The organism is Proteus vulgaris (assembly GCF_033708015.1).
GTDB lineage: Bacteria > Pseudomonadota > Gammaproteobacteria > Enterobacterales > Enterobacteriaceae > Proteus.
The window spans coordinates 3,546,228-3,559,207 of the sequence record NZ_CP137920.1 but is presented as its reverse complement, the minus strand read 5'-3'; the positions used below and the strand labels follow the sequence as shown (position 1 = coordinate 3,559,207).

At 39.1% G+C, this 12,980-nt stretch carries 11 protein-coding genes and 1 pseudogene; 9 read left to right on the top strand and 3 right to left on the bottom strand.

Annotated features, from left to right (window positions below):
• Positions 1–146: 146 nt before the first annotated feature.
• The gene (gene aspA, locus SB028_RS16730) at positions 147–1,571 is read right to left on the bottom strand and encodes an aspartate ammonia-lyase (protein WP_069369769.1); all 1,425 of its coding nucleotides are present in this window, start codon (positions 1,569–1,571) and stop codon (positions 147–149) included.
• 374 nt (positions 1,572–1,945) lie between these two features.
• Between aspA and SB028_RS16725 the strand changes: the two genes are divergently transcribed.
• The 8 genes and pseudogenes from SB028_RS16725 (at position 1,946) to SB028_RS16690 (ending at position 9,693) form a co-directional block, all read left to right on the top strand.
• Entirely contained in the window at positions 1,946–2,452 is a 507-nt protein-coding gene (locus SB028_RS16725; RefSeq protein ID WP_069369768.1) for an FxsA family protein, read from the top strand.
• 169 nt (positions 2,453–2,621) lie between these two features.
• Positions 2,622–2,915: a co-chaperone GroES gene (locus SB028_RS16720; protein WP_036914050.1), complete on the top strand. Its 294-nt coding sequence runs from the start codon at positions 2,622–2,624 to the stop codon at positions 2,913–2,915.
• Between the two features lie 52 nt (positions 2,916–2,967).
• Positions 2,968–4,614 (top strand): chaperonin GroEL, encoded by a 1,647-nt coding sequence (groL, locus tag SB028_RS16715; protein ID WP_069369767.1) that lies wholly within the window; start codon positions 2,968–2,970, stop codon positions 4,612–4,614.
• 210 nt (positions 4,615–4,824) lie between these two features.
• Positions 4,825–5,078 (top strand): annotated as a pseudogene (locus SB028_RS16710) (class I SAM-dependent DNA methyltransferase); the annotation flags it as partial.
• Positions 5,078–6,166, top strand: coding sequence for an ATP-binding protein (locus SB028_RS16705; protein ID WP_069369766.1), 1,089 nt, complete (start codon positions 5,078–5,080; stop codon positions 6,164–6,166). The pseudogene SB028_RS16710 and the gene SB028_RS16705, both read left to right, overlap by 1 nt.
• Complete coding sequence (locus SB028_RS16700) at positions 6,166–6,999, top strand: DUF4435 domain-containing protein (protein WP_069369765.1); 834 nt, start codon at positions 6,166–6,168, stop codon at positions 6,997–6,999. The genes SB028_RS16705 and SB028_RS16700 overlap by 1 nt, the downstream gene beginning before the upstream one ends.
• A gap of 392 nt (positions 7,000–7,391) precedes the next feature.
• Complete coding sequence (locus SB028_RS16695; RefSeq protein WP_069369764.1) at positions 7,392–9,023, top strand: Na+/H+ antiporter; 1,632 nt, start codon at positions 7,392–7,394, stop codon at positions 9,021–9,023.
• A 325-nt stretch (positions 9,024–9,348) separates the two neighbouring features.
• The gene (locus tag SB028_RS16690; RefSeq protein WP_069369763.1) at positions 9,349–9,693 is read left to right on the top strand and encodes a DUF4156 domain-containing protein; all 345 of its coding nucleotides are present in this window, start codon (positions 9,349–9,351) and stop codon (positions 9,691–9,693) included.
• A gap of 103 nt (positions 9,694–9,796) precedes the next feature.
• On the opposite strand, the gene SB028_RS16685 is transcribed toward SB028_RS16690, so the two are convergent.
• Both SB028_RS16685 and epmB read right to left on the bottom strand, forming a co-directional pair.
• Entirely contained in the window at positions 9,797–10,435 is a 639-nt protein-coding gene (locus SB028_RS16685; protein WP_069369762.1) for an NAD(P)H-binding protein, read from the bottom strand.
• Between the two features lie 222 nt (positions 10,436–10,657).
• Positions 10,658–11,686 (bottom strand): EF-P beta-lysylation protein EpmB, encoded by a 1,029-nt coding sequence (gene epmB / locus SB028_RS16680; RefSeq protein ID WP_069369761.1) that lies wholly within the window; start codon positions 11,684–11,686, stop codon positions 10,658–10,660.
• 44 nt (positions 11,687–11,730) lie between these two features.
• Between epmB and efp the strand changes: the two genes are divergently transcribed.
• On the top strand, positions 11,731–12,297 hold the full coding sequence (gene efp / locus SB028_RS16675) for an elongation factor P (RefSeq protein ID WP_036934346.1): 567 nt from the start codon (positions 11,731–11,733) through the stop codon (positions 12,295–12,297).
• Positions 12,298–12,980: the final 683 nt, after the last annotated feature.

The window sequence follows — 12,980 nt, the reverse complement described above, 5'->3', positions numbered from 1 at the left end:
TTGAGATAATTAAAAAAATGAGAAAGATAAGTTAAATTTTTGTTTTTACAATCAAGTAAAAAGGCACGTCTCTTAAAGAGTCCGTGCCTTGTATTTTTAAGAGCTCATTCTTATGTTTAACAGTGTCATGTTATAAAACACAATTATTAATCATCGAAGCGTTTTGCTTTGTAAGCCGGGTTTTTTAAGTTCTCAACAGAGAAGATATCATCCAGTTGTTCTTCGGTTAATAAACCGCGTTCTAGAACAACTTCACGTACGCTCTTACCAGTTTCTGCACAAATCTTACCAACGATGTCGCCGTTATGGTGACCAATGAACGGGTTCAGATAAGTAACGATACCGATTGAGTTAAATACAAAGTGTTCACAGATTTCTTTATTTGCAGTGATACCATCAACACATTTTTCTACTAAGTTACGGCAAGCGTTGCTTAATAGAGAGATTGATTCGAACATTGCTTGACCGATTGCTGGTTCCATTACGTTTAATTGTAATTGACCTGCTTCAGCAGCCATAGTTACACAAGTGTCATTACCGATAACTTTAAAGCAAGCTTGGTTAACAACTTCTGGAATAACTGGGTTTACTTTAGCTGGCATGATTGAAGAACCCGCTTGTAGTTCTGGAAGATTGATTTCTTTCAGACCAGCACGAGGACCAGAGGACAGTAAACGTAAGTCATTACAGATTTTAGACATTTTTACAGCTAAGCGTTTTAATGCGCCGTGTACCATCACATAAGCACCGCAGTCAGAAGTTGCTTCAATTAAGTCTTCTGCTGGAACACATGCTAAGCCCGTTACTTCTGCCAGTTTTTCAACAGACAGTTTTTGGTAACCTGGAGCTGTATTCAGACCAGTACCGATAGCCGTTGCACCTAAATTCATTTCTAACAGTAATTCAGCAGTGCGTTTCAGGTTTTTGATTTCTTCTTTCATCAGTACAGAGAAAGCGTGGAATTCTTGACCTAAAGTCATTGGTACAGCGTCTTGTAATTGAGTACGACCCATTTTCAGGATGTCTTTGAACTCAACCGCTTTTCTATCAAAACCTGCTTTCAGCAGCTCGATAGATTCAGTTAATTTGATAATAGAGTTATAAACCGCTACACGGAAACCACAAGGATAAGCGTCGTTTGTTGATTGGCTCTTATTGACGTGGTCATTTGGGTTTAGGTATTGGTATTCACCTTTTTGGTGACCCATTAGTTCCAGACCGATGTTTGCGATAACTTCATTGGTATTCATATTTAATGAAGTACCTGCACCGCCTTGGAATACATCAACTGGGAATTGATCCATGTGTTTACCTGTTTGTAATACAACGTCACAGGCTTTGATAATCGTATCAGCGATTTCGCGAGGAATAGTGTGAAGTTCTTTGTTTGCTAATGCCGCTGCTTTTTTCACCATTACCATACCGCGGATGAATTCTGGAACATCATTGATGGTACGATCACTGATGTAGAAGTTTTCAATAGCACGTAAAGTGTGGACGCCGTAGTAAGCATCAGCAGGAACTTCTCTTTTACCTAACAGGTCTTCTTCGATACGAGTTTTATTTGACATGAGAACCTTCTTATTAAAATTTTAACTGTCTAGTTATGCGCTTGTTAATAAAATATATCGTTAACGGTTAATAATGTAATATAACTTACCGTTTTGCTTGGTACTGACATGATCATATTCGGGTTGTGAACAAATACCTTTAAGCTGGATCACTTTATAAGTAAATAACGTTTAAATATTTTCTTTTTGTGATCTATCTCATGGATTTTACAGTTCTACTGCTGTTTTTAACGCCCCTTGAAAAGGAGTATTAGGCTCCCCATTATTATGTAGATAAACTAAGAAAAAGCGAGTTTGTAAATCATCACCTTAGATGTAGTTCACACTCCTTTCTATTAATAATATGAATCTTTTTTATAAAAAAGGAGAACCAAGTGCGTTGGCTCCCATTAATTGTTATCTGTCTTCTTATTTATATAGAAGCGGTTATTTTCGTCAATGTAGCCTCTTCTATTGGCGTTCTTACAACACTGTTTCTTGTGGTACTGACATCTTGTGTTGGTGTCTCACTGGTCAAAAATCAGGGCATAAAAAATATTGCTTCAATGCAACAAAAACTTGCTGTGGGTGAAGTGCCTGCGGCAGAAATGGTGAAAAGCGTTTCGTTAATACTGGCGGGTATTTTACTGTTGATCCCCGGCTTTTTTACGGATTTCTTAGGCTTGCTGTTGTTATTACCACCATTGCAAGCATTATTAGTGACGAAGCTGATCTCCCGAATTCAAGTTTATTCAGCGGGTCATGGCCAAAGTGGATTTTCTTCTCGTCAAAGTGGAACAACATTTGAAGGCGAGTTTCAGCGTAAAGAAGATTCACCAAGTAACCAGCTGAATAATAAGGCTGAAGATCAGGATAACGACCATTTTTCTGACAAAAAATAATTATCCGAAAGCATAATCAACTGAAATGGGGAAAATTTGAAAAAAAATCACACTTCTCCCCTTGAAGTTTTACTGGATGCCCCCACCTGTATCGACATGGTACTGGTTCATCTTGGGCACTGGTATCAACCTTAATCCTGATATGGACTTTTTTATAGGAGCACTATTAATGAAGATTCGTCCATTACATGACCGTGTTATTGTTAAACGTAAAGAAGTCGAAGCTAAATCAGCAGGCGGTATCGTACTGACTGGCACAGCGGCGGGTAAATCAACGCGTGGCGAAATTTTAGCCGTAGGTCAAGGCCGTATTATGGAAAACGGCGATGTTAAACCGCTGGATGTTAAAGTTGGCGATATCGTAATTTTTAACGATGGTTATGGCGTTAAAACAGAAAAAATTGATAACGAAGACGTGCTTATCATGTCTGAAAGTGACATTTTAGCAATTGTAGAAGAATAATTTTTCTCTTTTAAGATCTTCTTAAACTGAACGAATTCAAAGGAAATATACGATGGCAGCTAAAGACGTCAAATTCGGTGTAGATGCTCGTAATAAAATGTTACGTGGTGTTAATGTTCTTGCAGATGCAGTTAAAGTAACTTTAGGTCCTAAAGGTCGTAACGTTGTTTTAGATAAATCTTTTGGCGCACCGGTTATTACTAAAGATGGTGTGTCTGTTGCACGCGAAATTGAACTCGAAGATAAATTCGAGAACATGGGTGCACAGATGGTGAAAGAAGTTGCTTCTAAAGCCAATGATGCGGCGGGTGATGGTACTACAACTGCAACAGTATTAGCACAATCAATCATTGCCGAAGGCTTAAAAGCAGTCGCCGCTGGCATGAACCCAATGGATCTGAAACGCGGTATCGATAAAGCGGTTGTTGCCGCAGTTGAAGAACTGAAAAAACTGTCTGTTCCATGTTCAGATACTAAGGCGATTGCTCAAGTTGGTACAATTTCTGCTAACTCTGATGAAACCGTCGGTACACTGATCGCACAAGCGATGGATAAAGTAGGTAAAGAAGGTGTTATCACCGTTGAAGAAGGTACTGGCTTAGAAGATGAGCTAGATGTTGTTGAAGGTATGCAGTTTGACCGCGGTTATCTGTCTCCTTACTTCATCAACAAACCTGAAACGGGCACAGCAGAATTAGAAAACCCATTCATTCTGTTAGTTGACAAAAAAGTTTCTAACATCCGTGAATTACTGCCTGTCTTAGAAGGTGTTGCTAAAGCTAACAAACCTCTGCTTATCATTGCAGAAGATGTTGAAGGTGAAGCACTGGCAACATTAGTTGTGAACAACATGCGTGGTATCGTTAAAGTGGCTGCTGTTAAAGCACCTGGCTTTGGTGATCGTCGTAAAGCAATGCTGCAAGATATCGCAACATTAACTAACGGTGCTGTGATTTCTGAAGAAATCGGCATGGAGTTAGAAAAAGCGACATTAGAAGACTTAGGTCAAGCAAAACGCGTTGTTATCAACAAAGATACAACAACGATTATTGATGGTTTAGGTGATCAAGACGCAATCAGTGGTCGTGTATCTCAAATTCGTCAACAAATCGAAGATGCAACTTCAGATTATGACCGTGAAAAATTACAAGAACGCGTTGCTAAATTAGCTGGCGGTGTTGCAGTCATTAAAGTGGGTGCAGCAACTGAAGTTGAAATGAAAGAAAAACGTGCTCGTGTTGACGATGCGTTGCATGCAACTCGCGCAGCCGTTGAAGAAGGTGTTGTTGCGGGTGGTGGTACTGCGCTGGTTCGTGTTGCTAACGCTCTGCGTGAGATGGTTGGTGATAACGAAGAACAAACAGTCGGTATCCGCGTTGCATTACGTGCAATGGAATCTCCAATGCGTCAAATCGTTGCTAACGCAGGTGAAGAACCCTCTGTTGTTGTAAACAAAGTGAAAGCAGGTGAAGGTAACTACGGTTATAACGCTGCAACTGATGATTACGGCGATATGATTGACATGGGTATCTTAGATCCAACTAAAGTGACTCGTTCTGCACTGCAATTTGCTGCATCTATCGCAGGTCTGATGATCACAACAGAAGCGATGATCACAGATTTACCTAAAGACGACAAAATGGATTTAGGTGCTGCTGGCGGTATGGGCGGCATGGGTGGAATGGGCGGCATGATGTAATCATGTAGTCTAAATACTACTGCTTCCTAAGAAAGCCTGTAAGCTTATAGTTTACAGGCTTTTTTTGTTGACTTATCTTTCTGTAATATCTAATACTGTCCCAAGATTTCTTATGTTGTAGTGGTTATAACTAGGGGGATCTTTTTTAAATCTAATTTATTTTTATTTGTTTTCTATCATGATACCCCGCCTAAAGCACTCGGATGTTAGGGCAATATTGATCTGATTAACGATCAGCTTAAGAATGTTGACTCTGGTACTGCCACCACGCATCTGAAAAAAACGCTGATTGGGTTGACCAAAAAATTTAACAAACTATGTAGCTTCGATGATCGCTTGTGGCACTACGCTGATAGATGTATCACTATTGATTTGGTGATGGTGTTAAGGTTAACTACGGCAAATTTGGCGATCTGCTGGTGGATGTGAAGGCTATTACCAGCAGTGTACCTGAGGAGATTTAATGAAGATAGCGGCGATTTATACACAAAGTGTCGGCCCGTTAGGCGACGCGGAAATTAGCTTTAAAAACGACTGGACGGGAGAGGTTGAGGGGAACGTCCTCCTTACTGGCCCAAATGGCTGCGGTAAATCGACACTGCTTCGCGGCATTGCTATGTTGTGGGATGCATTAGGGTATTGGCTTGATCATAACAAATCAATGGCTACGGGCCATTCTTCAAAAAAATGGCTCCAACGCTGGGGTTCTTTTGCTGTAGTTTTCTCTGATCTTAAATGCTCTAACCAGTCCCCTGTTCGTGTTGGTTTATTCTTCGGAAATGAGGATTATCTTGATAAAATCGTCGATGAACAACCGTCTAACACTATTTGGATTGGAGAAGTTAGCGAGGGGAAAAGGAAAAATAGTCTAATTACGGTGAATGGGTTTTGCACTGATTATGTACTTAAAGAGTGGTTGCAGGAACTTTCTGTTACTCGTGCACAAGTTGTACTAGGAATGCTTCATTCAAATATGGATCTATCAATCCCAAATATCATCTATCTGGATGCGGAAGAACGGCGTTGGATTGTGCCCCAAAAAAGTATTTCTTCATTAGCGCCTGATGACTTAAGTAAAAATTGGTTAGCGACTTACTCTCCCTCCTCTGACTGGAAGGGTCAGCTTGAAGCATCACTGTTCAATATGAAAGCGACACTCCCTGCGCTCTACCCTGAAATGATAAAAACACTGAATCAGTTCTTCTCTGGAAAAGTCATTGTAGAGGAAATTCAACCGGGGCAACGTCAGCAGGTCAAACTTGCTAACGGCGATACTCATACTCTAGATGAAATGAGTTCTGGTGAGCATCAAGTTTTGATCATGCTCTTTATGGTACAACGTTGGCTTCAGCTAGGTGGCGTTGTATTAATCGACGAGCCGGATCTACATCTTCATCCTTCCTTAGTTCAGCCTCTGCTTGCGACGCTGGAAAATATTATTCAGAAAAAGAAGGGGCAGTTAATTTTAACTTCCCATGCGACCGATGTTTGGCAACGCTATGAAAGCCTGGGTCTGCGTTATCCTCTTTCTATTGAAAAGGACGGTGAGTAATGAGGGAGTTTGAGTGGCATATCAAGACCATTCTTGAGACAAAGATCACTGAAGGTAAACGAGCATTAATCGTTGAAGGAAAAACGGATGAACTCGTTTTTACTCAGCTCTTAAAAAAAGTTGATCCTCAATGGGAAACAAAATGGGTTCTTTCAGAAGTTGGAGGCAAACGCAATGTTGTAGACATTTTGTCAAAACAACCGACTTGGTTGGGCATTGTTGATCGTGATGAGTGGGATAACGCCCAATTGAGCCAACGGCAACAACAATTGCCTAACCTGCTAGTTTTGCCCAGATTCTGTATCGAAAATTATCTTACTGTCCCGAGGGAGCTTTGGCACTGTTTGCCGCAAAAGCAAAAAGCAAAGCTCCCTGATGGGCAAGAAGCGGCAATTCAATCTATTACTGTATCCATTACTGAAAATCTCGATCAGTGGGTTCAATTTGGTGCTTTATGGGCAATAATAAACCCGCTTTGGGATGAACTTAGGTTACTTGGTTTCAACCGCGATCTTCTCAACCCTGAGTTGATTGTGGACGAGCAAATTTTTCGTGCGCAATGCGCTAGCTGGCATAACCATCTTGAGCCTCAGGGGCTCTGGCAGAGATATCAGGAGAAACTGACTGCAATTCGGGCCCAGACTGATGATGAAAATCTGCGCACCATTGTTCATGGAAAAAAATTCTTTAAAGCAGTAGTGACGCCTGCTTTCAGACAGTTATTTGCTATTCATAGTGCCATTTCTGTTGAAGATTTATTCCGAGAAATGCCAGTCCCGGGAGATCTGGCATTTGTCTGGGAAAGAATGAATCTAATCCCAGAAGATAATTAATTATGAAATTTAAAGAACTAGAATCAGGGCTTTGTCCGAAGTTTGCCAACAACCGCATCGTCTTCTGATATGACCCAGAACAACGCCTCATCTATTCACTCAATAAGTGAGATTTCAATAATGTCACGCTGTTGGATATGTACGTGTTTCTGTGCTAACAACAAAAAACTACTCAAAATAGATGAGCCTGAGCAGAAATTTCTACTCTATTTCACCAGTGAAGTTTCCGCTCAGGAACGGCCTAGGCTTGGGTTTTTTATGCATTTTCACTTCAGAAGTCTCTAATAATTTATTTTTTATATAATTAGAAATAACTTATTTCTTTACAATTAGGCAACAGATCGTTTTTACTGCACCGCTTAAAAAATATTAAATAATTTGGGGTGCTCACCATGTCTGTCGTTGCCATTGTGCTTATTTTTCTTTTTGCCGTGATTGTGAGTGTATTTATCTCACGATTGCTGTCAGAAAAAATTCCTCTGCCGTTGATCCAAATAGCTGTGGGGGCTTGTTTGTCGATTTTTGGTTTTGAGGTGGCTTTTGATCCTCATCTTTTCTTGTTTCTCTTTATTCCACCGCTTCTATTTTTAGATGGTTGGCGTATTCCTAAAGAGGCGTTATTTCAAGAAATTAAACCGATTATGTCATTGGCGATCGGTTTAGTTGTTGTCACCGTAATTGGCATGGGCTTTTTTATTCATTGGCTTATTCCATCTATTTCGCTTGCGATTGCGTTTGCCTTAGCGGCGATTTTGTCACCGACCGATCCTGTTTCAGTCTCCGCGATGACTGTAAATTCACCACTTCCTTCACGTATGACACATATTTTAGAAGGCGAGTCGTTGCTTAATGACGCTACAGGCTTAGTCTGTTTTAGCTTTGCGGTCGTAGCAGCATTAACAGGCTCTTTTTCTATTGCTTCAGCAACGGGGCAATTTTTATTAGTTGCTTTAGGTGGTGCGGCGATTGGTTTGATTGTGGCTGGCGTGATTGGCCGATTAAATCAGTTTTTGGTTAAACGTACCGGTGAAGATCCGGCTATCCAAATTTTGATCAGCTTATTGATGCCGTTTATTGCGTATTTATTGGCAGAGCATTTCCATGTGTCGGGGATCTTAGCCGCAGTGGTTGCAGGTATTGCAATGCACTACGAAAAAATTGTTGGTCGTATGCAAGCCGCCACACGTATGCAAAGTAAAGCGGTTTGGGATACGGTTCAAGTTGCGCTTAATGGAATGATTTTTATTCTATTAGGTGAACAACTTCCTGCAATGTGGAAAATTTTACCTGAAGTGACGCAATCAGCGGGTGCAACTAATCCTTGGGCTGTTTTAGGTTATATCATCGTTATTACAATAGGGCTTGCTGTACTACGTTTTACATGGGTGTGGATCTCTATGTCACTGACAGTATTCCGCTCTCCTGATAAACGTTTATCTCGCCATGATCTGCGCTTAATGGCGATTATGGCAACGGCTGGTGTCAGAGGGGCGATTACGTTAGCGGGTATCTTAACTTTGCCTTTATTAATGACAGACGGCTCACCTTTCCCAACACGAGATCTCGCCATTTTTATTGCGATGGGCGTTATTCTCTGTTCATTATTGATAGCCACAATTGCATTGCCGATTTTAACTAAAGGGCTATCAGAAGATTTACCTTATGAAAATGATGAAATTCGTACGCGTTTAGCGTTAAACGAAGCAGCGATTGCGCATATTAATGAGTTAATGAATCAGCCTTGTGAAGATCTTGATGAGATGTCACTACGCAATGAAGCTGGTTCGCATTTATTAGAAATTTATAGCCGTCGCCTTGATAGTGAAGACAGTGTGCAAGAAGGAGCGCTTGATCTGAAACGCTTGTTTAGCATGGAGCGCCAGTTGTCGCGCAGTGCGTTAAAAATAGAGCGTGATACATTACAGCAGTTACGTAAATCACGTCATATTAGCGAACATATTTTTCATCGTTTACGCCATGAATTAGATTTAAAAGAAGAAGCGCTGAATCATCATTTGAGTTAATTTAGGGCAATATTATCGTCAGATGATGATTGATTGTCTGACGATTTTAAAAAAATGAACGAATTGTGTGTTCATTCTCGCACTGTGTAAGTCGAAAAGAGATCAGACCGTTTTAAAAGCATAAAAGCGGTGTAGAATAGAGGCATTATTGCTTTGTCTATCTCAAAGCTGAATTAGTACGTTAAAATAAGTTTAAAGCGAAAATAATATCTTAAAGCTATTGGCTAATGTGAGATAGCAATGATGATTTATTTTTGCGCACAATAGGGATGACAAGGTATATTGTTGTCATGACTAAACGGACACTCAAATAAATGAGGGGATCATGCGAATTAAATTGTTATTGGGAGCTGCTGCAGCGTTGTTACTAGCAGGCTGTTCTGCAACAAACACATTAAGCACTGCGGGCTCACAGGTACAAATCACTGATACGCAACCAGGCAGTGAATGCCAATTATTAGGAACAGTGACAGGTGTTCAAAATAACTGGTTATCAGGTTCCCGTACTGAAAGCCAATCACTGCGAGGTGCTGCTAATGATCTGCGTAATAAAGCAGCCGCAATGGGAGGTAACGTTATTTTTAACGTGGGTACTGACGCAGGTAGCTTTGTTGATAGCTTTGCACCATTAGATAGCAAAATGAGTGGGCAAGTTTATAAGTGTCAGTAATTGAATATGTGGTTACTTTTTAAGTACCAAGATCTGACCTCAATATCTCTTTTCTTTGAGGTCAGATTTGTTTTTTATTATTAAGGGTAACTTTATTGAGTATTTAGATCTGCTTAATAGCCTTTTTTATCTCGATATCACCATCTAATATTGGAATACATTTTTTAAAGGTATTCTTCTTGTCTAAAATTTCAGCCAGTGTTAAGGCTACATTATCAATAGATATTTCGCCATCAGCGGGTATTTCTTCTTTTTTTGTGCAGATCTTATGTGTTCCTGAATGTTCAGTTAAATAACCAGCTTGAATTATTGTGTAATCGAGGTGGGTCTGATTGATCAGATAAAGATCTGCAAAATATTTAGCAGTAAAATAATCAACTAATGTGGTCCATTTATCAGGTAATAAAGAATTTACTGCACTAAGCATGATATATCTTTTTATACCTTTCTTCATGGCAATCTGCATGGTTTTTACGGCACCATGTAGATCAACCTGTAATAGATCGTCCCCTCTAGAGCCCGTTGTAAAATAGATGGCATCTACATGTTCAGGGAATTTATGAGAAATGGAAGACAAAGGTTTTGTGATATCTAGTTCAATTTCACGATAATGTGAATTTTTGATTTTAGATGAGTGTGAGATTTTTCTGGTAGTTCCGATGACATAGTGTCCCTTAGCTAATAATGTTTCAACTAATTTATACCCAACTCGACCTTTTGCACCGATTACCATTATGTTCATATTGTCTCCTCAATATTATTTAAGTGTTCACTGATTTAAAAGACAAAAAGCACCAAAGAAGGTGCTTTTTCATAATGAAAGAAAGTGAACATAACTTAATTAGATAAATGATTTTTATGAAAATCACCACAAAACCTATCTTTATAGTGTAGTCACTTTTGTGTGATTATGTTGGATTAATGACATCATCTAAACGTAAATAGTATGGGTTAGTATCATGGATCACTCTTGACGTAACCCTAAATCAAGTAACGTCTTACTTGGTTCACCACCAATTTCACGAGTGAGTTTAGGTACCATATAACCTGAAACTAAGCTCATTAGTGCTTTCATAATTTCTCTCGCTTCATTGTCTGGCACCATAAAGTGAGCAGCACCTTGTACTTTATCGAGAACATGTAAGTAATATGGCATAATGCCAGCATCAAAGAGGGCGCGACTTAAATCCGCAAGGATTTCAGCACGGTCATTGACACCTCGTAATAACACACCTTGATTCAATAGTGTGACGTTGGCATTTTTTAGCTTTGAACAGGCTTTTCTCAATGTATCATCAATCTCATTGGCATGATTGATGTGCAGTACCATGATATTTTGTAAACGCGATTGTTGCAGGCGTTTACATAGGGTATCAGTAATACGTGCAGGAATAACCACGGGTAAGCGAGAGTGGATACGTAAGCGCTTAAGATGAGGGATCGCTTCTAATTGTGTAATTAACCAATCAAGCTCATCATCTTTCGCCATAAGAGGATCGCCTCCAGAGAAGATGATTTCATCGAGTTTTGGGTTATTTTTGATATACTCTATTGCCTTTTGCCAATTTGCTTTGTTTCCTTTGTTATCTTCATAGGGAAAATGACGACGAAAACAGTAGCGACAATTGACAGCGCAACCACCTTTGACCAGAAGCAATGCACGATTCTGATATTTATGTAATAAACCCGGCACCGCATTTTGTTGCTCATCTAATGGGTCCGTAGAAAATCCCGGTGTTATGGTAAATTCAGCATTTGCAGTTAATACTTGTAAAAGTAATGGATCGTTAGGATCGCCTTTTTTCATGCGTGCAACGAATTCACGGGGAACCCTTAGCGGAAAAAGTCGTCGCGCCTGAGCCCCTTTTTGGAGATCAGCGTGATCTTCCAACGCTAAAAGTTGGAGTAATTCAACAGGATCACTGATTGCCTGCGCGAGTTGTGTTAACCAGACTTCTCTGGTGGGGTGATTATGAGTTACAATGTGTGCCATTTTTTGGCTATGCCATTTTAAATTAAAAAAGTTAGAGGATATTCATGGCTTCTTATAATACCAACGATTTTCGTTCAGGTCTTAAAATCATGTTAGATGGCGAGCCAGCCGTCATTACTGAATGTGAATTTGTTAAACCAGGTAAAGGTCAGGCATTTGCTCGTGTGCGTCTGCGTAAACTGATTTCTAACAAATTACTGGAAAAAACATTTAAATCTACTGATTCTGCTGAAGGTGCAGATGTCATGGATATCAACTTAACTTACCTGTATAACGACGGTGAGTTCTGGCATTTCATGAACAACGAAACATTCGAACAATTAGCTGCCGATGAGAAAGCGGTTGGCGAAAACGCAAAATGGTTGATTGACCAAGCTGAGTGTATCGTAACACTGTGGGATAATCGTCCTATCGCTGTTATTCCACCAAACTTTGTTGAATTAGAAATCGTTGATACTGATCCAGGTCTGAAAGGTGACACCGCAGGTACAGGTGGTAAACCAGCAACATTAAGCACTGGTGCGGTTGTTAAAGTTCCACTGTTTGTACAAATCGGTGAAGTTATCAAAGTGGATACCCGTTCAGGTGAATACGTATCGCGTGTAAAATAATCGCATAGATTATTTTACTGGATGTAGCGTTAAGCACAATAAATAATTACCGCAGATAATGTTAACTATTTGCGGTATTTTTTTACCTTAATTTATAAATATTGATTAATGAGTGTTTCTTTCTAAAAAATTGAATAATTCGTATTACTGCATTATTTGATTTTTTATGTTATTATTTTGTTTCTAATTTATTTATCCCTTCATTATATTTTAATGCCAAAACTGAATGCGCTATTCAATATTGGAATTGGTAAAAAATAGCCATTTTCTTAGAATGAATAGGTAGGTTGTTTTGGTAAAGATAATCCACAGCAATATTTATTTGAAGTTTTTTGACTTTCCTTTAAGAGATATTGAAGAGTATAGATAAAAACATTAATCCTGTAATATTATTGATCTTTATTTTATATTTTAGTTGTACTAGGGAAACCCTTTCAATATAGACATTTACTTTGAAATATCTCTTTTATTTTTTATCATTTCAATTTATGACATAATCACATTAACTTATCTTCTAGGTTCATTGTCTTATTTATGGCATGAATGTCCATTTTTTTACTTCCTCATTTTTGTAAATTTCCCGTATTGAAATACAGATAATAGAATTTTAAACTATACTTTATTTAGGTTAAATATAAATAATAGCTTTGTGATTCAATTTTATCAATTAGTTATATTTACCA